This window comes from Burkholderia sp. Bp8963, from assembly GCF_003854275.1.
In the GTDB taxonomy this organism is placed as follows: Bacteria; Pseudomonadota; Gammaproteobacteria; order Burkholderiales; family Burkholderiaceae; genus Burkholderia.
Window position 1 is genome coordinate 107,712 of record NZ_QTQP01000016.1, and the last position, 26,117, is coordinate 133,828.

General features: G+C 65.2%; 23 protein-coding genes, 1 tRNA gene and 2 pseudogenes. 10 read left to right on the forward strand and 16 right to left on the reverse strand.

All coding sequences use genetic code 11. From position 1 onward, the window contains the following. Positions 1-9 precede the first annotated feature (9 nt). From ureA to urtA, 7 genes are all read right to left on the reverse strand, one after another. Positions 10-312, reverse strand: coding sequence for an urease subunit gamma (gene ureA, locus DID96_RS16020; protein WP_010091605.1), 303 nt, complete (start codon positions 310-312; stop codon positions 10-12). A 259-nt stretch (positions 313-571) separates the two neighbouring features. Continuing rightward, entirely contained in the window at positions 572-1,447 is an 876-nt protein-coding gene (locus tag DID96_RS16025; RefSeq protein ID WP_124600269.1) for an urease accessory protein UreD, read from the reverse strand. 138 nt (positions 1,448-1,585) lie between these two features. Beyond that, positions 1,586-2,278, reverse strand: coding sequence for an urea ABC transporter ATP-binding subunit UrtE (urtE, locus tag DID96_RS16030; RefSeq protein WP_124600270.1), 693 nt, complete (start codon positions 2,276-2,278; stop codon positions 1,586-1,588). A 4-nt stretch (positions 2,279-2,282) separates the two neighbouring features. Beyond that, positions 2,283-3,143 carry an urea ABC transporter ATP-binding protein UrtD gene (gene urtD / locus DID96_RS16035; protein ID WP_124600271.1) on the reverse strand — a complete coding sequence of 287 codons (861 nt, stop codon included), beginning with the start codon at positions 3,141-3,143 and terminating at the stop codon, positions 2,283-2,285. Next, positions 3,140-4,324 carry an urea ABC transporter permease subunit UrtC gene (urtC, locus tag DID96_RS16040; protein ID WP_124600272.1) on the reverse strand — a complete coding sequence of 395 codons (1,185 nt, stop codon included), beginning with the start codon at positions 4,322-4,324 and terminating at the stop codon, positions 3,140-3,142. The genes urtD and urtC overlap by 4 nt, the downstream gene beginning before the upstream one ends. A 117-nt stretch (positions 4,325-4,441) precedes the next feature. Then, the gene (urtB, locus tag DID96_RS16045) at positions 4,442-6,061 is read right to left on the reverse strand and encodes an urea ABC transporter permease subunit UrtB (protein ID WP_124600273.1); all 1,620 of its coding nucleotides are present in this window, start codon (positions 6,059-6,061) and stop codon (positions 4,442-4,444) included. Positions 6,062-6,206: 145 nt separating this feature from the next. Next, on the reverse strand, positions 6,207-7,514 hold the full coding sequence (urtA, locus tag DID96_RS16050) for an urea ABC transporter substrate-binding protein (RefSeq protein ID WP_124600274.1): 1,308 nt from the start codon (positions 7,512-7,514) through the stop codon (positions 6,207-6,209). Between the two features lie 314 nt (positions 7,515-7,828). Here urtA and DID96_RS16055 point away from each other — a divergent pair, with 314 nt between their 5' ends. Continuing rightward, positions 7,829-9,157 (forward strand): aspartate aminotransferase family protein, encoded by a 1,329-nt coding sequence (locus tag DID96_RS16055; protein WP_124600275.1) that lies wholly within the window; start codon positions 7,829-7,831, stop codon positions 9,155-9,157. Positions 9,158-9,291: 134 nt separating this feature from the next. Here DID96_RS16055 and DID96_RS16060 read toward each other — a convergent pair whose 3' ends face one another. From DID96_RS16060 to hemN, 4 genes are all read right to left on the reverse strand, one after another. After that, positions 9,292-9,615 carry a rhodanese-like domain-containing protein gene (locus tag DID96_RS16060; RefSeq protein WP_124600276.1) on the reverse strand — a complete coding sequence of 108 codons (324 nt, stop codon included), beginning with the start codon at positions 9,613-9,615 and terminating at the stop codon, positions 9,292-9,294. A 13-nt stretch (positions 9,616-9,628) separates the two neighbouring features. After that, positions 9,629-10,282: a protein-L-isoaspartate O-methyltransferase gene (locus DID96_RS16065; RefSeq protein ID WP_124600277.1), complete on the reverse strand. Its 654-nt coding sequence runs from the start codon at positions 10,280-10,282 to the stop codon at positions 9,629-9,631. Positions 10,283-10,382: 100 nt separating this feature from the next. Beyond that, the gene (locus tag DID96_RS16070; RefSeq protein ID WP_124600278.1) at positions 10,383-10,640 is read right to left on the reverse strand and encodes a hypothetical protein; all 258 of its coding nucleotides are present in this window, start codon (positions 10,638-10,640) and stop codon (positions 10,383-10,385) included. Positions 10,641-10,720: 80 nt separating this feature from the next. Beyond that, positions 10,721-12,106: an oxygen-independent coproporphyrinogen III oxidase gene (gene hemN / locus DID96_RS16075; protein ID WP_124600279.1), complete on the reverse strand. Its 1,386-nt coding sequence runs from the start codon at positions 12,104-12,106 to the stop codon at positions 10,721-10,723. A gap of 188 nt (positions 12,107-12,294) precedes the next feature. Here hemN and DID96_RS16080 point away from each other — a divergent pair, with 188 nt between their 5' ends. The 3 genes from DID96_RS16080 to DID96_RS16090 all read left to right on the forward strand — a co-directional run bounded on the left by DID96_RS16080 (position 12,295) and on the right by DID96_RS16090 (position 14,140). Continuing rightward, complete coding sequence (locus DID96_RS16080) at positions 12,295-12,591, forward strand: YkgJ family cysteine cluster protein (protein ID WP_124600303.1); 297 nt, start codon at positions 12,295-12,297, stop codon at positions 12,589-12,591. A gap of 58 nt (positions 12,592-12,649) precedes the next feature. After that, positions 12,650-13,231 carry a DUF1439 domain-containing protein gene (locus DID96_RS16085; protein ID WP_124600280.1) on the forward strand — a complete coding sequence of 194 codons (582 nt, stop codon included), beginning with the start codon at positions 12,650-12,652 and terminating at the stop codon, positions 13,229-13,231. 78 nt (positions 13,232-13,309) lie between these two features. Then, entirely contained in the window at positions 13,310-14,140 is an 831-nt protein-coding gene (locus tag DID96_RS16090) for an undecaprenyl-diphosphate phosphatase (RefSeq protein WP_124600281.1), read from the forward strand. A gap of 53 nt (positions 14,141-14,193) precedes the next feature. Here DID96_RS16090 and trmB read toward each other — a convergent pair whose 3' ends face one another. Then, complete coding sequence (gene trmB, locus DID96_RS16095; protein WP_124600282.1) at positions 14,194-14,961, reverse strand: tRNA (guanosine(46)-N7)-methyltransferase TrmB; 768 nt, start codon at positions 14,959-14,961, stop codon at positions 14,194-14,196. Positions 14,962-15,474: 513 nt separating this feature from the next. Next, a complete protein-coding gene (locus DID96_RS16100; RefSeq protein WP_124600283.1) occupies positions 15,475-16,566 on the reverse strand; it encodes an AraC family transcriptional regulator in 1,092 nt (363 codons plus the stop codon). A 276-nt stretch (positions 16,567-16,842) separates the two neighbouring features. On the opposite strand from DID96_RS16100, the gene DID96_RS16105 reads away from it, so the two are divergent. The 5 genes and pseudogenes from DID96_RS16105 to DID96_RS16125 all read left to right on the forward strand — a co-directional run bounded on the left by DID96_RS16105 (position 16,843) and on the right by DID96_RS16125 (position 22,145). Beyond that, positions 16,843-18,234 carry an APC family permease gene (locus DID96_RS16105; RefSeq protein WP_124600284.1) on the forward strand — a complete coding sequence of 464 codons (1,392 nt, stop codon included), beginning with the start codon at positions 16,843-16,845 and terminating at the stop codon, positions 18,232-18,234. 51 nt (positions 18,235-18,285) lie between these two features. Then, on the forward strand, positions 18,286-19,683 hold the full coding sequence (locus DID96_RS16110; protein ID WP_124600285.1) for an aspartate aminotransferase family protein: 1,398 nt from the start codon (positions 18,286-18,288) through the stop codon (positions 19,681-19,683). Between the two features lie 38 nt (positions 19,684-19,721). Next, positions 19,722-20,090, forward strand: a pseudogene (locus tag DID96_RS16115) (aldehyde dehydrogenase family protein); the annotation flags it as partial. A gap of 488 nt (positions 20,091-20,578) precedes the next feature. Further along, the gene (locus DID96_RS16120) at positions 20,579-20,893 is read left to right on the forward strand and encodes a helix-turn-helix domain-containing protein (protein ID WP_409333780.1); all 315 of its coding nucleotides are present in this window, start codon (positions 20,579-20,581) and stop codon (positions 20,891-20,893) included. Continuing rightward, positions 20,886-22,145, forward strand: coding sequence for a type II toxin-antitoxin system HipA family toxin (locus tag DID96_RS16125; protein WP_124600287.1), 1,260 nt, complete (start codon positions 20,886-20,888; stop codon positions 22,143-22,145). The genes DID96_RS16120 and DID96_RS16125 overlap by 8 nt, the downstream gene beginning before the upstream one ends. Positions 22,146-22,244: 99 nt before the next feature. Here the strand turns inward: DID96_RS16125 and DID96_RS38660 are convergent. The 3 genes and pseudogenes from DID96_RS38660 to DID96_RS16140 form a co-directional block, all read right to left on the reverse strand. Next, positions 22,245-22,335 (reverse strand): annotated as a pseudogene (locus DID96_RS38660) (TIGR03751 family conjugal transfer lipoprotein); the annotation flags it as partial. 181 nt (positions 22,336-22,516) lie between these two features. Beyond that, positions 22,517-22,855 carry a DUF6538 domain-containing protein gene (locus tag DID96_RS38315; protein WP_185732270.1) on the reverse strand — a complete coding sequence of 113 codons (339 nt, stop codon included), beginning with the start codon at positions 22,853-22,855 and terminating at the stop codon, positions 22,517-22,519. A gap of 84 nt (positions 22,856-22,939) precedes the next feature. Next, a tRNA-Gly gene (locus tag DID96_RS16140) sits at positions 22,940-23,014 on the reverse strand. A gap of 342 nt (positions 23,015-23,356) precedes the next feature. On the opposite strand from DID96_RS16140, the gene DID96_RS16145 reads away from it, so the two are divergent. After that, positions 23,357-26,095 carry a type VI secretion system Vgr family protein gene (locus DID96_RS16145; RefSeq protein ID WP_124600288.1) on the forward strand — a complete coding sequence of 913 codons (2,739 nt, stop codon included), beginning with the start codon at positions 23,357-23,359 and terminating at the stop codon, positions 26,093-26,095. Positions 26,096-26,117: the final 22 nt, after the last annotated feature.

A 26,117-nucleotide genomic window follows, 5' to 3' on the forward strand; every position in this document is an offset into this window, starting at 1 on the left:
CGCAGGGCCTCATGGAATCGGGTGATGGACGGTGACGAGCTTCGTGCCGTCGGGGAAGGTCGCCTCGACCTGGATGTCGGGAATCATCTCCGGCACGCCTTCCATCACGTCGTCGCGCGTGAGCAGCGTCGTGCCGTAGTGCATCACCTCGGCGACGGTCCTGCCGTCGCGCGCGGCTTCCATCAGCGCGGCGGTGATGAATGCGACCGCTTCCGGATAGTTGAGCTTGAGGCCGCGCGCACGGCGGCGCTCGGCCAGCAGCGCTGCCGTGAAGATCAGCAGCTTGTCTTTTTCGCGGGGAGTCAGTTTCATGAAGGCGAGCGTTCAGGAAAACGTAATTTTTTCTCGGTGCACTGCAGCCGTGCCGAAGGGCAATTCATCGTAGCACCGCATCGTCTGACACGCAGTGTGTATCGAATATGTAAGCAGCAAACTGCGTGCCATGCATGCGGAGCGGTGCCGGATGCGCGTTCGTGGTGCGCGCTGCATGGGCGGCGCGCCGCGCCCGGTGCAGCGCTGCGCCGAAATGGGGCGTTCCGGCTGCGTTGCGCAACGCGCAAGGCGGGCGGGATCAGGTCTGCCAGAGCCGCAGCGGCTGCGCGGCGACGCCGTGCACGATCGGGCGCAGGTGCAGCCAGCAGTCGACGAAATGCCGCTGCAGCACCTCCATCGACGCGGCGAGCGCGCGCACGAGCACGACGCCAGGCGTCACGCAGGTTGCGCCCGCGCGCAGCGTGTCGTCGAACGGCATGCGAGCGGCGAGCGACTCGGCGAGCGCAGTATCGCACGCGGCGCCGGCCGCCCACAGCGTGCCGTAGACCGGAAAGCCCGCGAGCACCTGCGGCGCGCTGCGTAGCGTGTCATCGGCCGCGAGCAGCGCGCGTTCGGTCCACAGTGGCCGGCCGTCGGCGTCGACGAGCGCCGACGTCGATGCGATGCGGCCGGCCGACCACGCTTCGCCGGCCGCTTGCCGGCCGAGCTGGGTCGCGTCCCAGCCGAGCGCGCTCGCGCCCGTGCCGAGCGTCAGCGTGAAGTCGAGTGATGCATGTGCGGCGTCGAAGAACAGGTTGTTCTGCGGCAGCCAGTCGAGCTTCGCATGGTCGCCGAGCGTGATTGCGATGCGCTGCGTTGCGTCGAGGCCGTTCGACTTGTACCACTTGGTCGCGCCGGGCGTCGTCAGCACCGCATGCGTGCCCGCGCCGAGCGCAATGTCGATATCGAGCCGGTCGCCGCCCGCGACGCCACCCGGCGGATGGACGATCACCGCGTGGCAGATCGCGTCGCCTTCCGGGTACAGCGGCCGCTGCACGCGCAGCGGGCCGTCGTGCAGCCGGTGGACGAGCGTCGTGCGCGCGCCATGCCGTTCGAAGCCGAGTTCGAGGCGGGCGCGCCACGACTTGGCGACGGCGGGGCGGGACAGCGATATGTGGGAATCGGGGGCGGACATCATTGAAGCGAAGGACGGGTGCGCGGTAATGCTACAGGAATGCGCAGCGAACGAGCGCGCCCGGCGCAAAACGGAATTTCAGTGAAAGCGGCGGTTTCAACGTTTGTTGAAACCGGGGTGCCGAGTGAAAACGACCTGCTACACCGCGATCAGCTCCCGCACGCCGTTGGCCTCCATATCCCGCGCCTCGCCGCCCGCGACGATCTCGCCGCGGCTCATCACCCAGTAGCGATCGGCGATCGACCGCGCGAAATCGTAATACTGTTCGACGAGCAGCACCGTCATCTTCGATTCGTCGACGAGCTGCCGCAGCGTACGGCCGATGTCCTGGATGATCGACGGCTGGATTCCTTCGGTCGGCTCGTCGAGGATCAGCAGTTGCGGCTCGCTCATCAGCGCGCGGCCGATCGCGAGCTGCTGCTGCTGGCCGCCCGACAGGTCGCCGCCGCGCCGCGCGCGCATGTCCTTCAGCACCGGAAACAGGTCGTAGATGCGGTCCGGCACCTTCGACGGGGCCTTGCGGCTCGCCGCGCCGACGAGCAGGTTTTCCTCGACGGTCAGGCGCGGAAAGATGTCGCGGCCCTGCGGCACGTACGCGAGCCCGGCCGCGACACGCGCATACGGCGGCAGCGCGCCGAGCGTCCTGCCGCGCCACGACACCGTGCCGCTCTTCGCGGCGACGACGCCCATCAGGCAGCGCAGCAGCGTCGTCTTGCCGACGCCGTTGCGGCCGAGCAGCACCGTGAGCTTGCCGTCGTCGGCGGCAAGCGTCACGTTGCGCAGGATATGGCTGCCGCCGTAATACTGGTTCAGCGAGTCGATTGTCAGCATCGCATCATCGTCCGAGATAAGACTCGATCACCGCGTCGTCGCGCTTGACCTGGTCGAGCGTGCCTTGCGCGAGCACCGCGCCTTCGGCCATCACCGTCACGCGCCCCGCATCACCCGCAAGCGCCGCGACGAATTCCATGTCGTGCTCGACGACCATCATCGAGCAGGTGCCACGCAGCGTGTTCAGCAGTTCCGCGAGCTCCATCGTCTCGTGATCGGTCATGCCGGCAGCGGGCTCGTCGAGCAGCAGCAGCGCGGGGCGCTGCATCAGCAGCATGCCGATCTCGAGCCGTTGCTTCTGCCCGTGCGACAGTTCGCCGGCCGTGCGGAACGCGTGCGCTTCGAGGCCGATCAGCGCGAGCGTCTCCTCGATCTTCGTCTGCGCGGCCTTGTCGAGCCGTGCGCGCAGCGACGCGAGCCAGCCTTTGTCGGTCTGCATTGCGAGCTCGAGGTTTTCCCATACCGGGTGCTGCTCGAACACGGTCGGCTTCTGGAACTTGCGGCCGATCCCTGCGCGCGCGATTTCAGGTTCGCTCATTCGCGACAGGTCGAGTGTCTGGCCAAGAAACACCTTGCCCGCGTCAGGGCGCGTCTTGCCGGTGATCACGTCCATCATCGTCGTCTTGCCCGCGCCGTTCGGGCCGATCACGCAGCGCAGCTCGCCCGCGTCGATTGCGAGCGACAGCCTGTTCAGCGCGCGGAAGCCGTCGAAGCTCACTTCGATATCCTCAAGATAGAGGATCGTGCCGTGCGACGTGTCGATCGCGCCCGGCGTGACGACGCGTCCCATCGCGGCGGTGCCGCTGACCGCGAGCAGTTCGTTCTCGCTGGGCGGCGCAAACTGGTAAAGGGCGGTTCCGTTCATGCGCGTTTCCCCTTCGCGATCGCGGCTTCGACGAGGCCCATGATCCCGCGCGGCAGCAGCAGCGGCACGAGCACGAAGATCAGGCCGAGGAAGAACAGCCAGTATTCGGCGAAATACGCGGTGAAAAAGCTCTTTGCGCCGTTCACCGCGAACGCGCCGACGATCGGCCCGATCAGCGTGCCGCGTCCGCCGACGGCGACCCAGATCGCCATCTCGATCGAGTTGCCGGGCGACATCTCGCCGGGGTTGATGATGCCGACCTGCGGCACGTACAGCGCGCCGGCGACGCCGCACAGCACGGCCGACACGGTCCACACGAACAGCTTGTACGCGAGCGGGCTGTAGCCGAGAAACATCAGCCGCGTCTCGCCGTCGCGCACCGCGGTGACGACGCGGCCGAGCTTGCTCGTGACGATCGCGCGCGCGGCGACGAACGCGAGCACGAGTGTCGCGAAGGTCAGCAGGAACAGCACCGTGCGCGTGCCGGGCGACGTGATCGGGAAACCGGCGATGCGCTTGAAATCGGTGAAGCCGTTGTTGCCGCCGAAGCCGGTTTCATTGCGATAGAACAGCAGCATCGCGGCGAACGTCATGGCCTGCGTGATGATCGACAGGTACACGCCTTTCACGCGCGAGCGGAATGTGAAGAAGCCGAACACCCACGCGAGCGCGGCGGGCACGAGCACGACGAGCGCGAGCGCAACCGCGAGATGCTGCGTGCCGCTCCAGTACCACGGCAACTGGTGCCAGTCGAGAAACACCATGAAGTCGGGCAGGTCGCTGCCATACTTGCCGTCGCGGCCGATCTCGCGCATCAGGTACATGCCGATCGCATAGCCGCCGAGTGCGAAGAACAGGCCGTGGCCGAGACTCAGGATCCCGCAGTAGCCCCACACGAGATCGAGCGCGAGCGCGGCGATCGCGTAGCACATCAGCTTGCCGGCGAGCGTGATCGCATACGCGGACAGGTGGAACGCGCTCGACTCGGGCGCGACGAGCGCGGCGAGCGGCACGCCGACGCCGATCGCGATGGAGAGCGCGACGAGCGCGAGCCACGCGCGGCGCGACAGCAGCGCAGGGCGCGGCGGCAGGCCGAGCGCAAAGCCGTCGGTCGAGCGCGGGGTGGTGGGCGCCGGCGCCGCGGCGACGGGGCTCGACAGGGAATTCGTGACGGAAGTCATGCCGGTGCTCCGGTGCGTGCGGGTTGTTTCATGCCAGCCGCCTCGGGGCTGCCGCAAGGAGGCTGACCGCCCCGTCGGGAGGCCGCGAGCAAAGCGAGCATGGGTGGTCGTTTCACGTCATGCCTCCGCGCTGCGTCCCTTCAGGGCGAACATGCCCTGCGGACGTTTCTGGATGAACAGCACGATCATCACGAGCACCGCGATCTTCGCGAGCACGGCGCCCCAGAACGGCTCGATCGCCTTGCTGACGAGGCCGAGCCCGAAGCCGCCGAGCACGGTGCCGGCGATCTGCCCGACGCCGCCGAGCACGACGGCCATGAACGAATCGATGATGTAGTTCTGGCCGAGATCCGGGCCGACGTTGCCGATCTGCGACAGCGCGCAGCCGCCGAGGCCCGCGATGCCCGCGCCGAATGCGAACGCATACGCGTCGACGCGCGCGGTCTTCACGCCGACGCACGCGGCCATCCGCCGGTTCTGCGTGACTGCGCGCACGAACAGGCCGAGCCGCGTCTTCGTCAGCACGGCCCACGCGATGCCGACCACCGCGAGCGCGAACGCGAGGATCACGAGCCGGTTGTACGGCAGGATCAGGTTCTGCATCACGGTCACGCCGCCGCTCATCCACGACGGGTTCACGACCTGCACGTTCTGCGCGCCGAACACCATCCGCGTCGCCTGGATCAGGATCAGGCTGACGCCGAACGTCGCGAGCAGCGTCTCGAGCGGACGGCCGTACAGATGCCGCAGCACGAGCCGTTCGAGCACGATGCCGACGAGCGCCGCCGCCGCGAACGACGCGGGCACCGCGACGAGCGGATACCAGTCGAACGCTGCCGGCGCGAAACGCTGCACGAGCGTCTGTACGACGTAGGTCGCATACGCGCCGATCATCAGGAATTCGCCGTGCGCCATGTTGATCACGCCGATCAGCCCGTACGTGATCGCGAGGCCGAGCGCGGCGAGCAGCAGCACGCTGCCGAGCGACAGGCCCGCGAACAGCGTGCCCGCGATCTCGCCGCGGCGCTGCAGCGTGTGCAGCACGTCGAGCCCTTGCTGTGCGGCGTCGCGCACGCGCGCGTCGGGTTCCGCGTAGCTGCCGTCGGCGTTCGTTGCGACGAGCGGACGCAACTGCTCGATCATGTCGAGGTCGTGGCGCGCGGCGACCACCTGCACCGCTTCGAGGCGCTTCGCCGGATCGGCGTCGTGCAGCGCGGCGATCGCCCACAGCGCGTCGAGGCGGCGCTTGAGCGCCGGGTCCGTCTCCTTCGCGCGGGCGCGCTCGATCATCGGCTTCAGCGCGGGATCGGGCGACTTCAGCAGCGCGTCGATCGCGTCACGTCGTGCCGCGAGGTCCGGCGACGCGAGCGCGAGACCGGACAGCGCGCCGGCGATCTTCGTGCGCAGCAGGTTGTTCAGCATCACCGGCTGCGCGTTGCCAGGCTGCGAGGCGGCCTGCGTCAGCGCGTCATGCGCGGTGTCGCCGGTCTGGATCAGGATGCGGCCGTCGTCGGTCGCGAGGGCGTCGCCGGCCGACAGCGCGTCGAGCAGCGCGACGGCATGCGGATCGGGATCGGCGGCGAGCCGTTCGATCGCGGCCGTCTTCGCATCGAAGTCGTCGCCGGCGAGCGCGGCGGTGTCGGCGGCCGTCACCGCGAGCGCGGCGCGCGGCGCGATGCCCGCAAGGGCGGCGCACACGATGAGCGCGACGGCGGCGCGGCGGGGGAGAGTCGGCATCGGGATGTCCTGGCGGGCGTGGAGAAGAGGGCTCGGGCGGCGACACGCGAAGCTGGCCGATCGCGGCATCAGTGCGGAGCGAGGACGGCGACGAGCTTGCCGCAACCGGAGCACCGCACGCATGTGCGCGGTGCTCCGATTCGCATCAGGCCAGCGCCGCGCGCTGCCGGCGCAGGAACGCCGGAATCGAGCTGACGATGTCCGGCTTGCCCTGGTTGCCTGCGATGAACGGGCTCCACGGCTGTGCGCGGATCGCGGTCTTCGTCTTCCACACGACGTTGAACTGCCCGTCGCCGCGGATCTCGCCGATCATCACCGGCTTGTGCAGGTGATGATTGCCGTCCATCGTCAGCGTGAAGCCGGACGGCGCGGTGACGGCCTGGCCGATCATCGCGACGCGCACCTTGTCGACGTCGGTGCTCTTCGCCTTCTCGACCGCCTGCTTCCACATGTGGATGCCGACGAAGGTCGCTTCCATCGGGTCGTTGGTCACGCGCTTCGCGCCGCCGGGCAGGTTGTTCGCCTTCACCCACGCGGCGAACTGGTCCTTGAACTTCGTGTTCGACGGGTTCTTCACCGACATGAAGTAGTTCCACGCGGCCAGATGCCCGACGAGCGGCTTCGTGTCGATCCCGCGCAGTTCCTCCTCGCCGACCGAGAACGCGACGACGGGCACGTCGGTGGCCTTGATGCCCTGGTTACCGAGTTCCTTGTAGAACGGCACGTTCGAATCGCCGTTGATCGTCGAGATCACGGTTGTCTTGCCGCCCTGCGAGAAGTTCTTGATGTTGGCGACGATGGTCTGGTAGTCGCTATGGCCGAACGGCGTGTAGACCTCCTGAATGTCGGCATCCTTCACGCCCTTCGATTTCAGGAACGCGCGCAGGATCTTGTTCGTCGTGCGCGGGTACACGTAGTCGGTGCCGAGCAGGAAGAAGCGTTTCGCGCCGCCGCCCTCGGCGCCCATCAGGTACTCGACGGCCGGGATCGCCTGCTGGTTCGGCGCGGCACCCGTGTAGAACACGTTGCGCGACATCTCCTCGCCTTCGTACTGCACGGGGTAGTACAGGAGGCCGTTCAATTCCTCGAACACCGGCAGCACCGACTTGCGCGACACCGACGTCCAGCAGCCGAACACGCACGCGACCTTGTCCTGCGTGAGCAGCTGGCGCGCCTTTTCGGCAAAGAGCGGCCAGTTCGACGCGGGATCGACGACGACCGGCTCGATCTTGCGGCCCAGCACGCCGCCGCTCTTGTTGATGTCGGCGATCGTCATCAGTGCGGTGTCCTTCAGCGACGTCTCCGAGATCGCCATCGTGCCGGACAGCGAATGCAGGATGCCGACCTTGATCGGGCCCGTGCCCGCATCGGCGGCGTGCGCGAACGGGCTCTTGCCTGCCAGCGTGAGCGCGCCGGCCATCGATCCGAACTTCAACAGACTGCGACGTTTCATCGGGTTCCCCTTCACGTGTTGGATGTGCGTGCGCCGCTGCGGCGTCTACCATCGGTATTACGCAAGGCATGTGCCAGTCGCATGCGTGCACGGTGGACGTGCCTGCGCGGGCGGCGGCGCGCCGCGTGCGACGCGTCGCGTGGCATGGATGGCCCGTTGCGGTGCAGTATCGCGGGCGCAAATGGTGCACGGCGGGTGCACGGCCGGTGCACGGTTGTGCTTCACCGTTTCGGTGCTTACACTCGGGTTTCGACTTGCGTCGCACAGTGCCGGCGCCGCGTTGCTGCGCCGATCGTTCAATCCGAGGAGCCACCATGAGTCAGCAGTCATCGAACACCCCCGACCTGTCCGCATTCTGGATGCCGTTTACCGCCAACCGCCAGTTCAAGGACGCGCCACGGCTGCTCGTGTCCGCGAAGGGGATGTACTACACGTCGCACGACGGGCGGCGCATTCTCGACGGCACCGCGGGGCTCTGGTGCGTGAACGCGGGGCACGGCCGCGACGAGATCGTCGCGGCGGTGAAGGCGCAGGCGGAGGAGATGGATTTCGCGCCGACGTTCCAGATGGGGCATCCGAAAGCGTTCGAAGCGGCCACGCGGATCGCGCGCCATACGCCGGGCGACCTCAAGCACATCTTCTTCACGAACTCAGGTTCGGAAGCGGTCGATACCGCGCTGAAGATCGCGCTCGCGTATCACCGTGCGCGCGGCGAAGGGCAGCGCACGCGTTTCATCGGTCGCGAACGCGGCTATCACGGGGTCGGCTTCGGCGGCATCTCGGTCGGCGGGATCGCGCCGAACCGCAAGGCGTATTCGGGCGCGCTGCTGCCGTCGGTCGACCACCTGCCGCATACGCTGAACATCAACGAAGCCGCGTTCTCGAAAGGGCAGCCCGCGTGGGGCGCGCATCTCGCCGACGAGCTCGAGCGCCTTGTCACGCTGCACGACGCGTCGACGATCGCGGCGGTGATCGTCGAGCCGGTCGCCGGCTCGACCGGCGTGCTGATCCCGCCGAAGGGTTATCTCGAGCGGCTGCGCGAGCTGTGCGACAAGCACGGCATCCTGCTGATCTTCGACGAGGTGATCACCGGCTGGGGCCGGCTCGGCGCACCGTTCGCCGCGCAGTTCTTCAAGGTGACGCCCGACCTGCTGACGATGGCGAAGGGCACCAACAACGCGGCGGTGCCGATGGGCGCGGTCGCGGCGAGCGACGCGATCCACGACACGATCGTGGGCGGCGCGCCGGCCGGCATCGAGCTGTTCCATGGCTATACGTATTCCGGGCATCCGCTCGCGGCCGCAGCCGCATGCGCGACGATCGACCTGTACGAGCGCGAAAAGCTGTTCGAGCGCGCCGCGCGGATGGCACCCGTGTTCGAGCGCGAGATCCACAAGCTGAAGGATGCGCGCCACGTGATCGACGTGCGCAATCTCGGCCTCGTCGGCGGCGTCGAGCTCAAGCCGCGCGACGGCAAGCCCGGTGCGCGCGCGTACGACGTGTTCGTCAAGTGTTACCAGAAGGGCGCGATGGTGCGCTATACGGGCGACATCCTGGCGTTCTCGCCGCCGCTGATCGTCGAGGAGGCGCAGATTGCCGAGCTGTTCGCGATCGTCGCCGAGGCGCTGAAGGAAACGGAGTAACGCGGGAAGAGGGAGCGGGCGCGCATCGTGCGCCCGTGGCGGAGATCAGGTGCGGCCGGCCAGGTGCGGCTGGCCAGGTGCGGCCGGTGAGGTGCGGCTGGTGAAGCGCGGCCGGCCGGCTGCGGTGCGTGCGGTCAGTAGCGCGGCACCGACGGATCGACATCGCGCGACCACGCGTCGATGCCGCCCTGCAGGTTGTAGAGCTTCGTGAAGCCGCGCGATTCGAGGAACATCGCGACCTGTGCGCTGCGCATTCCGTGATGGCATACGCAGACGATCTCGGCTTCGTCGTCCAGTTCCTCGCTGCGCGCGGGAATCTGCTGCATCGGGATCGACACGCTGCCCGCGATCTGCGCGGTCGCGATTTCCCACGGTTCGCGCACGTCGAGCACGACGGGCGCGGGGCGGGTCTTGTCGGCCAATCTTTCCGCGAGCATCGCGGGCGTCAGGATCTGCATGATCGGCGGGGGCTCAGAACTTGAAGCGCGACGGCTCGATCGCGTTGACGAGGTGGTCGACGTAGGTTTCGAACACGTCGGCGACGCGGTACTGCTTGTCGTCGATGCGCGTGATGATCTGCGCCTTCATCACCGGACGACCGCCGACGAATGCCGACAGGCGGCCGCCGATCTTCAGCTGCTCGAGCATTTCCTGCGGCACGACGGGCAGGCCGCCGGCCACGCAGATCACATCGTACGGCGCCTTCGCCGGCCAGCCGCGCGAACCGTCGCCGAGCGCGACTTCGGCGTTCGTCACGCCGTTGTTGTGCAGGTTCACTTCCGCGAACTTCGCGATCGTCGGATCGATCTCGACCGCCGTCACGTGTTGCGCGCGCGCCGCGAACAGCGCGGCCAGGTAGCCCGAGCCCGCGCCGATCAGCAGCACGTTCTCGTGCTTCTTCACCGCGAGTTCCTGCAGCACGCGTGCCTCGACGCGCGGGAACAGCATCTTGTGGCCACCCGGCAGCGGCAGTTCGAGGTCCGCGAATGCGAGGTCGCGGTACGCGGCCGGGACGAAATTCTCACGCTTGACGATCGACAGCAGGCCCAGAACTTCCAGATCCAGGACGTCCCACGGACGGATCTGCTGTTCGATCATGTTGAAACGCGCTTGTTCGATATTCATGGTGTCATGCAGCCTGGTCGGCTATCAGCGGGGATAGAGAAACTTGTCAATTGTACCAAACCGGGCGTCAGGCCAGCCTTCAGAAGCCCTGCAATGGCGCTTATCGCTTGCTGTTCTTGATCTGTTCCTCGAACGCGAGGTCGAGCTTGCTGGCCTTGCGCGGCTTTTTGGGGCCAAGGTCGTCGACGAACTTCACGAATTCGTCGAGCGGCAGCGGCTCGCAGCGCTTGTCGGCGGCGCCGCCCGAGCGATCGACGAGATAGAACAGGCCGCCCGGCATCGCGACCGCCGCGAAGTGCGGGTTGCCGGAGCGGGTTTTCAGGCGTTCGACCGCGTGGGTCGCCTTGGTGGTGCGCATGGTGCGGGTTCTGCAGCGGACTTGAGGTGAGGCCCACACTTTATCAACAACCGGCCGCGCGTGCGCGGCCGGCGCCCCGCTCAGACCGTGCGCGAGTAGCGCTGCTGCGGCGTGTGGGCGAGATACGCGTCGAACGCCATCGCGATGTTGCGCACGACCATCCGGCCGGCCGGGTGGATCGTCAGGCGGTCGCCGGCGATCGTCAGCAGCCCGTCACGCTCGAACGCACGCAGCGCGTCCAGCTCGCGCGCGAAATGGTCGGCGAAGCTGATCCCGTGCGCGGCCTCGACGTGCGAGAACGGCAGTTCGAGGTTGCACATCAGCTGCGTGATCACTTCGCGGCGCAGCCGGTCGTCGGCCGTGAGCCGCACGCCGCGCGCGATCGGCAGCCGGCCCGCGTCGAGCGCTGCGCCGTACGCCGGCAGATCCTTCGCGTTCTGCGCGTAGACGTCGCCGACCTTGCCGATCGACGACACGCCGATACCGATCAGGTCGGTGTCCGCGCGCGTGCTGTAGCCCTGGAAATTGCGCTGCAGCGTGCCGTTTTGCTGGGCTGCCACCAGTTCGTCGCCCGGCCGCGCGAAGTGGTCCATGCCGATATACACGTAACCGGCCGACGTCAGCATCTCGATCGCGAGCCCCAGCAGCGCGACGCGCGTCGCGGGCGGCGGCAGCGTTGCATCGTCGATCTGCCGCTGCATCTTGAACAGGTGCGGCATGTGCGCGTAGCCGAACACCGACAGCCGGTCCGGCGCGAGCTCGATGATCGTCTCGAGCGTGCGGCCGAAGCTCGCGACCGTCTGGTGCGGCAGCCCGTAGATCAGGTCGACGCTCACCGACTGGTAGCCCGTCGTGCGCGCGGCGCTCAGCAGGTCGGCCGTCATCGCGAGCGGCTGGATCCGGTTGATTGCCTGCTGGACGGCCGGATCGAAGTCCTGCACGCCGAGGCTCAGCCGGTTGAAGCCGATCGTGCGCAGGTGGACGAGCGTCGCCGGCGTGACTGTGCGCGGGTCGATCTCGATCGAGAACTCGGCATCGGTGTCCGGTGCGAGCGTGAAATGCTCGCGGGTCGCCGCCATCAGCTCGGCCGTCTCGTCGTCGGACAGGAAGGTCGGCGTGCCGCCACCCCAGTGCAGCTGCGTGACGGGGCGCGCGGGGTCGAACAACATGGCCTGCAGCGCCATCTCGCGCTTGAGCTGATCGAGATACGGGCGCGCGCGGCGGCGGTTGCCGGTCGCGATCTTGTTGCACCCGCAGTAGAAGCAGGCCGTGTTGCAGAACGGGATGTGGACGTAGAGCGACAGTTCGCTCGACGACGCGCCCGGGTCGCCGGCCGCGCGCGCGTAGTCTGCGGGATCGAAATCGTCGCGGAACTGCAGCGCCGTCGGGTACGACGTGTAGCGTGGCCCGTTCGCGCCGTACTTCGCAAGCAAATCGGGACGGAACAAAGTGTCGGCAGAGCTCATCGCAGTCTCGCGCTTTTTAGATGCATTCGAGTATATAAACGCGCGATTGGCCTGCATTGTGTAATAACGTCGCAGCCGGGGATGGCACAATGCCGGGTGCGGCCGCCGGACGTGGAAGAGGGCGCCGTGTCGTTTCCGTTTTTCCGTTGTTCCGTTGTTCCGTTCGAGAGAGCCGAGTGTCCGTCGAAATGCCTGTCCGCCCGGTGGCTGCCGGGGCCCCGCCGCCGCATGCGTGCCGCGAGGGATGCGGCGCGTGTTGCATCGCGCCGTCGATCTCCAGCCCGATTCCGGGGATGCCCGGCGGCAAGCCGGCCGGCGTGCGCTGCGTGCAGCTCGGCGACGATCTGCGCTGCCGGATCTTCGGCCTGCCGGAGCGGCCCGCGTGCTGCTCGGGGCTGCAGCCGTCGGCGGAGATGTGCGGCGCGTCGCGCGCCGACGCGCTCGCGTGGCTCACGCGGCTCGAAACCGCGACGCAGCCGTCGTGAGCGATTCGTCCGGGCATGGAACCGGAATGTGACTCCTACCGACAAAGGAGATTTCAGCATGACCGCCAGTCGCGCGCCCAGCCGGCGCCGCTTCCTCGTCGCCTGCACCGCCGTCCTCGGCGTGTCGGTGTCGCTCGCCGCATGCGCGTCGACGTTCCCGTTCATTCCCGATCACTACACGTTCTCGCGCGGTGACGTGCAGAAGGCCGTCGCGCGCAAGTTTCCGTACCAGAAGACCGTCGCGCAGGTCGTCGACGTGTCGCTCGCCAATCCGGTCGTCGGCCTGTTACCGGACCAGAACCGCATCGCGGTGCAACTCGACGCGCATTTCGCGAGCCCGTTCCTGCGCGCGCCGGTCAACGGCAAGTTCACCGTCTCCGGCCAGCTCGCCTACGATGCGCCGAGCCGCTCGGTCGTGATCAAGGCGCCGGCCGTCGACAACCTGACCCTCGACGGCGACGCGCAAGTGTACACGGAGCAGATCGGCGCAGCCGCCGGCATGATCGCGACCCAATTGCTGACCAACTATCCGATCTACACATTCAAGCCGGAACAGCTGCAATTCGCCGGCGTGAACTACGAACCCGGTACAATCACCATCCTTACAAACGGCATACGCGTGGCGATCGTCGAAAAGTGACGTCGCGCCGCGCGCGGCCGGGCGGGCCGCGGCGGCAATGCGGCCCATTTCTTCGACCACTTCGAAACTGGGCCACGGATGGACTGGATACTGATCTGCAAGGCATTGATCCTCGGCATTGTCGAGGGGCTGACGGAGTTCCTGCCGGTGTCGAGCACCGGCCACCTGATCGTCGCGGGCAGCTTCCTGAACTACAACGACGCGCAGGCGAAGACTTTCGACGTCGTGATCCAGTTCGGCGCGATCCTCGCGGTGTGCTGGGAGTATCGCCGCCGGATCGCGTCCGTCGTCACCGGGCTGCCGGGCCGGCCCGACGCGCGGCGCTTCACGCTCAACGTCGTGATCGCGACGATCCCCGCCGTCGCGCTCGGCCTGCTGTTCGAGAAAAAGATCAAGGCCGTGCTGTTCTCGCCGGTGCCGGTCGCGTTCGCGCTCGTCGTCGGCGGCGTGATCATCCTGCTGGCCGAGGCGCGGCAGCGCGAGCGCGGCGAGACGCCGCGCGTGCAGTCGGTCGATGCGCTGACGCCGCTCGATGCGCTGAAAGTCGGCCTCGCGCAGTGCTTCGCACTGGTTCCCGGCATGTCGCGCTCCGGCTCGACGATCATCGGCGGGATGCTGTTCGGTCTCGACCGGCGCGTCGCGACCGAATTCTCGTTCTTCCTCGCGATCCCGATCATCTTCGGCGCGACGCTCTACGAAACCGTCAAGGACTGGCACGCGTTCACGGTCGACTCGCTCGGCCTGTTCGCGCTGGGGCTCGCGTCGGCGTTCGTCAGCGCGTTCGTCTGCGTGCGCTGGCTGCTGCGCTACGTCGCGTCGCACGATTTCACGGTGTTCGCGTGGTACCGGATCGCGTTCGGGCTGTTCGTGCTGCTCGTCGGCTACAGCGGCTGGCTGAACTGGGCGTAACGACGGGCGGGGCGAACGCGCCATGCGCTCGCTCGGATCCGGCCCTGTCGCGATCAGCTCGCGCGCTTGCGGAACACCAGATCCCAGACGCCGTGGCCGAGCCGCAGCCCGCGCCGTTCGAATTTCGTCACAGGGCGGTAGTCGGGACGCGGCGCGTAGCCGTCGGCCGTGTTCTCGAGCGACGGATCGGCGCCGAGCACTTCGAGCATCTGCTCCGCGTAGTTCTGCCAGTCGGTCGCGCAATGCAGGTACGCGCCCGGCTTCAGGCGCGACGCGAGCTGCGCGACGAGCAGCGGCTGGATCAGCCGGCGCTTGTGATGCCGCGCCTTGTGCCACGGATCGGGGAAGAAGATGTGCACGCCATCGAGGCTTTCCGGCGCGAGCATGTGTTCGAGCACTTCGACCGCGTCGTGCTGGATGATGCGAATGTTCGTCAGACCCTGTTCGCCGATCAGCTTGAGCAGCGCGCCGACGCCCGGCTCGTGCACTTCGACGCCGAGGAAGTCGTCGTTCGGGCGCATCGCGGCGATTTCCGCGGTCGACGCGCCCATCCCGAAGCCGATTTCGAGAATGCGCGGCGCCGCGCGGCCGAAGACCGCGTTCCAGTCGGGGGCTTCCGGCGTATACGGGACGACGAAGCGCGGGCCGAGCTCGTCGAGCGCGCGGCGCTGGCCGGTCGATACGCGGCCGGCGCGGGTGACGAAGCTGCGAATGCGGCGCAGGTGCAGCGGATTGACTTCGTCGGCGCCGGGGGCGGCTTCGTCGGGAAGGGCGTCGTCGTGCGGCGGCAGGCCGGCTTCGTTCGGATCGTCGTGCATCATCGGTGACAGAGAAAGGCTCGGTTGCGGGCGAGGGCCCGTGGCGCGGATGGCGCGCCGGCCGGACCGGCACGCGGTACAAAAAAGCCGCCTTCGACGAGGCGGCTGACGCGCAGGCTGCGGTGCAGCCGAAAAGTGGAGCGGGCGACGGGACAGTCCGCGATCGACCCGAAATTCCTCTTACATTCAACTGCTTGCCCGGTCGCCTGCCTGAACGTCGGGCAGGCGGGCATGGGCAACAGGCCTGCCATGCAGGGGTCGGTAGAGTAGCACAACGCAAAATCGTCCGTCCAGCCGCCAGGCAATTGAGTGGACTCGCCGATGCCGCATCGGCCGCGCCGTCCGCCCGTGAAGGAGGATGGTTCGCGCTACGGCGTGCAGCGCTGGAACGCCGCCACGGAGAGGCGCTATCTCGGGCTGGGCGAAGATCCGCAAGGTCGAGGATCTGAAGCCCGTCGCGCATTCGATCGATCGGCTTTGTGTGACGTTTGCGTATGCGCGCAGGACACCGAATCATTAGTTCGTGTTCACTTTTACGCGCGGCGGTTGTCCCGTCCAGCGTCGGTATGCATGGCGGAAACTGCGCGGTTCGCTGTAGCCGAGGCGTTCTGCGATCGCAGCAACCGTCAGCATGTCGTCGCTCAGAAGTCGGGTTGCCTCTTCATGGCGAACTTCGTCGAGCAACGACTGAAACGTCATGCCGTCCTTGTCGAGCCGCCTGCGAAGCGTGCGCTCCGTCATGTGCAGCGCGTTCGCAAGTGAAGTCATCGACTTGAAACGCGACAGGTCGCGACCCATCAACTCCTTCGCCCGATCGGCGAACCGCGTCCCGATCGACGCAGCCCACTGTCGCTCGAGCGCTTCGCACTGGCAGTGCAGCGCATTGAAGCTGACCTCGTTCGCCAGGCGCGGCATCTCGGCCCCGTTCACCGTCGTGAACACAAGACGATTCTCGCTCGCATCGAAATTCACCGTGCAGCCGAAGTGACTCGCGTACTCGGCGCCATCACGAGGCGCGCGATGGACGAGATGCACGTGCGAAGGCCAGACCGGTTTGCCGACGAGATCGGACACGATCAAGCGAAGGCTGGACAGACACATATCGGTCTGAAAAACCTCGAGATCAGGTTCGCCGTTGTACCGTCCGATCGACACACTCATCCCGTCCGCGTGCGCATGGACACGGACGTCGAAGTAGAGGCCCATGAACAACGGAAACTGGCTCATGCACTTGAGCGCCTGCGTGACGGAGCCGCTGATCAGCATCGCATAGCCGGCCAGTCCAAGGGTCGATACGTGGAGCCGGTTGCCGATCGCCAGGCCGATCGACGGCACCCCGCTGCACCGCAGCAGATTCCTGAAACAGCGCTGCTCCTGACTACGGTTCACGTGAATGGTGGGCGACGCAACTTCATCCGCACCGAGCCCCGTGCCTTCCAGCAACGCGGCGCTATCGATATGTCGCACACGACACTCGTCCAGCGCGACTGCGATTGCGTGGACGGTGGCGGGTATGTCCTCCTGGCGCCCGGCCGGACGAGCCAGTCCGAGCGATGAACGCAAGCTTCGCTCGGCTCCGCTTTGATTTCGATGGAACCTGCTGTCCATGTTGCCAACGCCGCGAATGGTGTGCGTAGAACATAGCTGGAACGGCTGCAGAACGCCAGTGGGGGGCGCCCACTCGCGGGCGCTGCCCGGCTCAAGCGTGGCATCAAGCCCGGCGTCATGCGCGACATTGCGTCCGGAAATATCCCTCGATTACGTCCGCTTTTCTCATTCGTCCTCGACTTTTTGGCACACCACACTCGTTCTCGAGTCGTGCAACCGCAGCGTTGCCGATCCGATGAGTGTTGAAGTCATGGACGACATCCACGTGAGGACAGCATGAAGAGCCAAAGGCCAGATCGACACGCGTTTGACGGTGCGACAGATGACGTCGGGCAAGGTGCCGATCGAGGCGTCGACACCCGGCGAGGGCATGCGCATCCACTCGGGCTCTTCACGCTGGTGATCTTCGGTTTGGCCTACATGCTGCCGATGACGGTGTTCACCACCTATGGGCTCGTCACCCGCGAGACGAACGGGCATCTCGCGGCCGCGTATGCCGTCACGCTGATCGCGATGCTGTTTACCGCGCGCAGCTACGGGCACATGGCGCGACTCATGCCAAGCGCCGGCTCGGCATATACGTTCGCGAGCCGGAATTTCGGTACGTCGGCAGGGTTCATGGTCGGATGGGCATTGCTGATGGACTATCTGTTCATCCCGATGATCAGCTATCTGGCCATCGGCATCTACATGAAGCAACTGTTTCCGGCGGTGCCTTCCGGCGTGTGGATCGTGGCGAGCATCGCGGTCATCACCGGACTGAACATCGTCGGCATCAGGCTCGTCAATCGCGTCAACCTGATCCTGATTGCCAGTCAGCTGGTTTTTATCGCGATCTTCCTGGTCGCGTCGGCGCGGTTCGCGTCCGGGCAGGGGCTGACGATGACGGTGACGTTGCCGCAATCGGGCGACGCGCGTGCGATCCTGGCCGGATCGGCAATCCTGTGCCTGTCGTTCCTTGGTTTCGATGCCGTTTCCACGCTGTCGGAGGAGACGAGCGAGCCGCGACGTACCGTCCCGCGCGCGATTCTGCTCTGCACACTGTCGAGCGGCGTGCTGTTCATGCTGATCGCCTACGCGGGGCAAGTGGTCTTTCCGAACTGGCATGCGTTCAAGGATCTCGATTCGGCAAGTCTCGAGCTGATGCAGCGCATCGGCGGCGGCACGCTGTCGGTGTTCTTCGTCGCGGTCTACGTTGCCGGCTGCTTCGCGAGTGCAATGGCCGGGCAGGCGAGCGTGACGCGCGTGCTGTTCGCGATGGGGCGCGACCAGGTCTTGCCGGGGCGTGTCTTCGGCCACCTGCATGCACGGCGCGGTACGCCGGTGCGCGCGACGCTCGCGGTCGGTGCCGTATCGCTTTCCGCGCTTTTCATTACGCTCGATCTCGCATCGACGATGATCAGTTTCGGCGCGCTTGTCGCGTTCGCTGTCGTGAACCTGTGCGTGATGCGCAGCTATCTCGCACGGCCGGAGAACCGCACTCTTACGGGCTGGATCACGTTCGGCCTGATGCCGGCGACCGGTTTCGTGATGAACGTCTGGCTCTGGTCCGGACTGTCGCGCCAGACGTTCTATGTCGGCATCGGCTGGCTCGCGTTCGGGTTCTGCCAGCTCGTGTGGCTGACCCGCGGATTCACGCGCGCCGCGCCGACGCTGACGATGAGTTGAGTGGCCGGTCATCGAATTCCGGTCTTGAACCTGTGAAGGAGGAGTGAGGCAATGAACGGTGTGGACGTCAATCTCGATGCGGATCTGCAGGCGTTGGGCAAACGCCATCTGCTGATGCACTTCACGCACGCCGATGCGTATCGCGACAACGCGCTGACCGTATTCGACCGCGGCGAAGGATGCTGGCTCGTCGACCGAAACGGCAAGCGTTATTTCGATGCACTGGCCGGACTGTATTGCGTGCAGGTCGGCTACAGCCACGGCGCGGAGATCGGCGACGCGATCCGCGAGCAGATGGTCCGGCTGCCGTTCGCAACCAACTGGGGCTATGGTCACGAGCCCGCGATCCGTCTCGCGCACAAGCTCGCGACGCTTGCACCGGACGACCTGAATCGCGTGTTCTTCACGTCGAGCGGGTCGGAGTCGAACGAGTCGGCGATCAAGCTGGTGCGCCAGTACCACCAGGCACGCGGCGAGCCGCAGCGGCGCAAGTTCATCGCGCGGCGCGTCGCCTATCACGGCACGTCGTTCGGCGCGCTCGCGCTGAACGGAATGACCAACTTCCGGAAACATTTCGAGCCGCTGATGTCGGGCGTGCGACACGTCAGCAATACGAAGCGCTACGGCCGCCCGGCGGGCGAGACGGAAGCGCAGTTCACGCGCCATCTGCTCGACGAAATCGAGTCGCTGATCGTTCAGGAGGGGCCGGACACCGTCGCGGCGATCGTCGTCGAGCCGCTGCAGAACGCGGGCGGCAGCCTGACGCCGCCGGCCGGCTACGCGGCGGGGCTGCGCGAGATCTGCGACCGGCACGGCGTGCTGCTCGTCGCGGATGAAGTGATCTGCGGGTTCGGCCGGCTCGGCGAGTATTTCGGGTCGCGCCGCTACGGACTGAAGCCGGACATCCTGACGTTCGCGAAGGGCATCGCGTCGGGCTACGTGCCGCTCGGCGGCGTGATCGCGAGCGACGCGGTCGTCGACACGGTGCTCGGCGGGCCGCAGCAGATGTTCCTGCACGGCGCGACGTACGGCGGCCATCCGGTCGCGTGCACGGCCGCGCTCGCGAACCTCGCGATCATCGAGCGGGAAGGGGTACTCGCGAACGTCCGCGAGAACGAAGGGTATTTCCGCAAGACGCTCGACGGCCTGCTCGAATTGCCGTGTGTCGGCGACGTGCGCGGCGATGGCTACCACTACTCGCTCGAACTCGTGACCGACAAGCAGGCGCGGCGCTGGACTGCCGGCATCAGCGCGCAGGCGTTCGTGTCGACCGTGCTCGCGCCCGCGATCTTCGATGCGGGGCTGCTGTGCCGGGCCGGCGTCGATCACGAGGGCACGCCGATCGTGCAGTTCTCGCCGCCGCTCGTGATGTCGCGCGACGAGATCGCGTGGTTCGTCGCGCAGATCCGCGACATCATCACCGCCGCATATGTGCGCGCGACGCGCTGAGTGTGCCGCGACGCCCCTTACAAAAACAGGAGGATTCGATGCGAACGTCACAACAGACCTATATCGACGGACAGTGGCTCGATCCTGACGGTGCGCAGTCAATCGACGTGATTGATCCGTCTACCGAGCGACCGTATGCACACCTCAGGATCGGCGGGCAGGCCGAAGTCGATTACGCCGTCGGCGCGGCGAAGCGCGCGTTCGACCATTTCTCGCGCTGGCCGGTCGACGCGCGCGTCGCACTGCTGCTGCGCGTGCTCGAGATCTACAAGCGCCGATACGACGAGGTGGCGCAGACGATCAGTCAGGAGATGGGTGCGCCGATCGCGTTCTCGCGCGCGATGCAGGCTGCGGTCGGCACCGCGCACCTCGAGCAGACGATACGCGCGCTGCAGTCGTTCCCGTTCGGGAATGCCGGCAGCAGCTAATGCTTCGACATGCTTGTCCCAAGCGTCTGTCTGCTCCGGCCGAGTGCATGCCACCGAACGCTGAAAGCGCTGGCACCAGCTCATCATTGGGGCCTCCTGGCGATACCTGGTTGTCCCTTCTCCAGCCAAAGAGTTGGTAGGCGTAGGTTCACGATGGCGATTCCGATGAAATTGGGTATCGCCCAGTGTTATGGAGAGGCTGGTCCGTAGCCGCCAACAATCCGATACCCAGGTCCACCGGATAGTCCTGACGGAGTGGGGACGGAGCAGGCCTTCGATGCCCGAGGGCACACCTCAATTTGGGGAGTGAACGCAGTTTCGAGGGTTAATTCCGTCTCGCTGTGGGAAGTGTCGGGAATGGTCTAGATAAAACACAACAATCGAGAGTTAAGTGTCTTGAGCGGGGTGGTGGATAACTCTATAATATTGTGAGTTATGAGGCCTCTTGGGCAGGAAGGCACATTATGTTGGATTTAAGCTTCAGCAAGCCTAGTGAAATCGTCAAACTGATTTGCGAGCGACTTCGCACGGAGCGGCTGGCGTCGCAGATGACGCAGGCTGATGTGGCCGCACGCGCCGGCGTCGGGGCCAATACCGTGTCCAACCTGGAAGCGGGGCGCAATGTGAGTCTCGAGACTGTGGTCCGTGTGGCCATGGTTCTTGGTCGAAGCAAGGAACTCGAAGGACTTTTCTTGCCGAAGCTGGACAGCATCGAGGACATTCTCCGGTACGAACAAACCGCAAAACGTCAGCGTTCCAAGAGGGGAGCCCGAAATGCTTGAGCGAGTGGACGTCTACTACGATGGCTGGGGGGAACATTGGCGGTGGGGGTCGATGGTCTCCACGACCGCTATCACGGGCCGACCGTTGATTGTGTTTGAGTATAGCGATGAGGCGAAGAACAGCGGCCTGGAGCTTTCTTCCTATCTGCTCCCATTGAACGGACCCAAGCTACGTAGAGACTTCCCGCCCCATCAGTTGGGACTGCCCGGGCCAGTCTATGACTCGCTGCCCGACGGCTGGGGCATCTTGCTGATGGATCGTTTGTTCAAACGCCGAGGCCTCAACGTGGCACGCATCGGGCCGCTGGAGCGGCTGGCTTACATTGGCAACAATGCGATGGGGGCCATGTCATTCGAGCCCGTGGCGCCTGAAGTACAGGAAGCACAGATTCAAATTCCCCTTGAGCAACTCGCAGCAGAGGTGCAAGAAGTCCTCAATGGCGAAGGCGGGGCATTCCTTGAACAGCTACTGCAGATAGGCGGCTCTCCGCAAGGCGCCCGACCCAAAGCACTGGTCTATCGTGATCCTCGCTCCGGAGCCTTTACCACTGCCGCAGTGCCTGGCTTTGAAGCCTGGCTCGTCAAGTTTCCGGCGCAGCGCGAACACCCGGAGGTGTGCGCTATCGAAATGGTCTATGCCGAATGCCTGCGCATCTGCGGTATCCAGACCCCGGATACGTTGCATTTCGAACTACCCAATGGGATGGCGGCGTTCGCCTCCAAACGGTTTGATCGACACGACGGTCAGCGCGTGCCCATGCAAAGCCTTGCCGCGTTTACCAGTGCCGATTACAAAAACCCGGGGGCCTTGGACTATGTGAACTTCTTGCGCGCGACCCATCTGTGCACCAATGATGTACGGCAGAAGGGGCTGGCGTTTGAACGAGCCGTCTTCAACATCGCGTTCAACAATCGAGACGATCACCCCAAGAACTTCGCCTATGTCATGTTGCCATCCGGTGAGTGGCAGCTGGCACCGGCCTACGACGTAACCTTCTGCGAGGGGCCGGGAGGGTACCACCAGATGGACGTGATGGGGGAGGCCCTGGCGATCCGCAGAGAGGAGGTGCTCCTCCTTGCCAAGGAGGCTGAAGTTCTCGCGGCGGCAGCCACCGGCATGATTGACCGGTTTTGCAACGTGGCCAGCCAGTTTGCGACCCTGGCTATGAATATGTACCCGCGCATGATCACCCAAGAAACGCTGCGCACTATTCAAAACCGAATCAATGAGAACATCGCTCTGCTTCGCTAGAGCCGCACGGTTTCTGATGGCGCTGGCGACTCTCGCCAGCGCCACCACCAACCCCTCATTGCGCCCTGTGGTCAGTGAGGCGGCTGCTCGGAGAGACGCTCAGTAGTCCTCCGTGCGTTCGCCCGGCAGTGCATATTGCACGCGTTGGTAGGGGGGGAAACACGGTCGAGTATCCCGGCACGGGTACCGGGGCGGCCTGATCCGTGCATCGTCCTAGCGGCTATCCGTGAGGTATAGCTGGGAAAGTTCATTGATTCGTCCGCCAGTGAACAGGCCGAGCAGGGGCAGCCAGTAGGAGTGCGGGCGCCATGTCGTCCATCCCTCACGAGTGAACGTGCCCGTTCCGGTAGTGAACCAGTCCTGCCCGAAAATCAACGACAACTCCTGCGACGTAAATGCATGTCGCTCGTCTTGAGCGCGTGGCATGTTGAAGCGCCCGTCGCCATCGCTGCGTCCACAATGCGGATCATGCCCGCACCGTCAAGCAGCGGGTTTTCCGCTCTGAGTTTGTCGAGGTCTAACGTCATGAAGTGCTCGCGCCAATGCGACTGAATTCGGTGGGCGACGAGTTTAGCGGCTTCCCACTCTCGAAGTCGCGTGGACGCGTGAATTTCGTTCTTGCCGACTGCTGCGCGCAATCGCTTCGGGACGACGAGCCGGACAACGTAGATGCCGCTAGAGCGACGATAGAGACAGGAGGTTTGAGCCACCGTAGGACGCCGATGTAGGAGTCTTGCGGAGATGCTCGTCAGGCACGCACATAACCCAGTGAAATCAACAGGCTAGGTGGGGTGTGGAGCGGGCGATGGGAATCGAACCCACGTCATCAGCTTGGGAAGCTGAGGTAATGGCCATTATACGACGCCCGCAGAGCCTGCAATTCTACAGGGGCTTGTGTGAAATTGGCAAGCGGGTCGGCGGGGTGAACGCGTCGAGCCGACATGACGTGAATTCGGTAAAGGGTTTGATCGCCGCGTGGGACCTGTCGGACGAAGGACCTTCGAGCACGAAGCTACCGTGCTGCCTCAAAGAAAGAAGGCGGACTGGTCACATTCTGCCGTTTCGGGCTGCACCGCCAGGAATGAGCCCCGGTTCGGACGCCAACGTCAACTGATATTCCCCGGAGGAATACGGGGTACAATCGCGCGAGAGAGCACCCATGACAATTTAATGAAGAGAAATCGACAAAAAAGTAATAGAGGGATGGGGGAATGAACGCGCAGGACATTTTGAGGGCCATTCGGGGCGGGGTGCTTCAACAGGACCGTTTGTTGAGGCTGGATACCCCACTGGGCGACAACGTTTTGTTGCCGCAACGAGCGATCGGCTGGTCGCGAATTGGTCGGCATTTCGAGTTCACGCTCGACGCGTTGTCGGCCGATGCAAACATCGAGCTGAAAAAGCTGATCGCCCAGCCGGTTACGCTGTGGATTCAGCAAACGGACAAGTCCTATCTTCCGTACCACGGTTACGTCTATACCGCCCGTCGACTCGGATCGGATGGCGGCCTGACGAGCTACCAGCTCGGTTTCGCGTCGTGGATGCATTTCCTGAAATTGCGGAGCGACCGCCGCATCTGGCAGGACAGGACGCCCGATGAAATCATTGCCGACGTATTCAATGAGCATCCGCAGGCCCGTGGCCGCTTCCGCTTCGCAATTTCAAAGGCGTTGCCGCAGCGATCATATTGCACACAATACGAAGACGACTGGAATTTCGTCCATCGGTTGATGGAATCCGAGGGGTTGTTCGGGTTCTGGACGCAGGAGCAGGACGGCAAGTCCCATACCCTGACTATTACCGATAGTCTCGATACGCTCGAGCCATTGGGGCTGCGTGCCATTTCGTTCTACCGCGCGAATACGAGGAGCGAAACCGACTCGCTGGTGCAGTGGTCCAGCGTCCGGTGCTTGCACAGTGCTGCGCTGACGACGAGAACCTTCGACTACAAGAGCCCGCCTGCACTGGCGAACCCGAAGGGCACGAACGTTACGGCATTGCCGGAACATGGCGACCTGCCCGAACAACTGGAAATATACGACTTCACCGGCCCATACAGCTTCCTGTCGCAAGATCGCGGAAGCCACTTGTCCAAGATAAGAGTCGAGGAATGGGAGTCGCGCGCCAAGCGCTTCCATGGCATCGGCGGGGTGCGCAGAATGGACGCCGGACGATGGTTCGAACTGTCGGGCCATCCGGAGCATGACCGCGATGCCGAGGAAGCGCGCAATTTCGCGGTGATCGAAACGACGTGGCTCATCGAGAACAATCTTCCGATGTCGAGCCATCACGGCCATTTCCCGAATAGCCTGCAATCCCGAGTGACCGAAGCACGTGCAAGTCACGGCGCGGGCAACGCAGCTGACGTGCGGCATTCGGATGGCTCAGTCGGCTTCTTTCTCGTCGAGGTGGAAGCGCAGCGCAGGACGGTCCCGTACCGAAGCCCGTTCGAGCATCCGAAGCCCGACATGCGAATGCAGACGGCAACCGTGGTCGGCCCGAAAGGGCAGGAGATCCATACCGACGAACTCGGCCGGGTGAAAGTGCAGTTCCATTGGGATCGTATCGGGAAACGCGACGAAACCAGCTCATGCTGGGTTCGTGTCGCGCAACCGTGGGCCAGCGGCGGTTTCGGCGGCATTCATCTGCCAAGAATCGGCGATGAAGTGGTCGTACCGTTTCTCGACGGCGATCCGGATAGACCGCTTGTCACGGCGCGCGTCGGAAACGGTGCGAACCGGCCGCAATGGAATCTGCCGGGCCAGCAGGCGCTGTCGGGTTTCGTCAGCAAGGAAATCGGCGGGCGGCAGAACAATGTCTGGCTGAAGGACGATACCCCGGGACAAGTGCAGACCCAGTTGCGCAGCGACCATCTGGAGAGTGGCCTGCACATCGGGTACCTGACGCGTGTCAGCGAGCCGGCCGGACGCGGCGAAAAGCGGGGCGAGGGTGTCGAACTGCGAACCGATGGCCATGCCGCCATTCGAGGGGCGCGTGGCCTGCTGTTGACGACTCATCCGCGATCCGGCGCCGCCGGCGATGCGTTCAGCGTGGACGAGGTGAATCTTCAACTGGCAGGCGCCCAGGATATCGCTGCCGGCCTCGCGCAATCGGCTCAATCCGCGGGCGCGCAGGACGGCGAGCAGAAGCATGTCGCCGCGGCGCTGAAGGCGCAAGCGCGGGCGATCCAGGGGGGCGGCACCCTCAAGCAGCTCGCGCAACCGCATCTCGTACTGGCCAGCCCGGCCGGCGTGGCAGTCAGCACGCCTGAGCAAATACATCTCAGCAGCGGGCAATCGACGGCGATTACGACCGGGGAACACGTGTCGATCAGCACCGGTGGTGGCTTGTTCGCCAGCATGCGCCGCGCGCTGCGGCTGTTCGTCCATGAAGCGGGCATGCGACTGGTTGCTGCGAGCGGCGATATCGATCTGAAAGCGCTGAAGAACAACATCAACCTGCTCGCGAAGCTGAATGTGTCGGTTACGGCGACCAAGATCACCATCAGCGCCGAGCAGGAGGTGGAAATCAACGCGGGCGGCAGCTATACGCGCTGGACAAGCGGGCAGATCAAGAGCGGCACGTCGGGCGGCTACGAAGTGCATTCGGCGAGCCGTTCGTTTGTCGGGCCGGATAGCGTTGGCCGGCCGAATATCGCGGCGCTGCCACCCGAAAAGGAGCAGCTTCACTTCGCGTTGGGTGCGTTGCCGGGAGAGGCGCATCAGTACGTCAGCGAACCCTACGAGTTGTTCAAGGGCGGCACGAAGATCGGCGAGGGCGTCACGGACGAATTCGGGCGCATCGTCATCGACGATCACCAGCCGGGCACCCCCGCGTATCAGGTCAGGCTGGCCAACGGCGGGCAATTCGATCTGAAGGTGCGGGATGCACTGAATGAAGACGTCAAGCACGCGGATCGTCGGACCAACCGTGGTGAACGGCTCTTGTGAGCCGGATTTTCCGTCGCCGTTA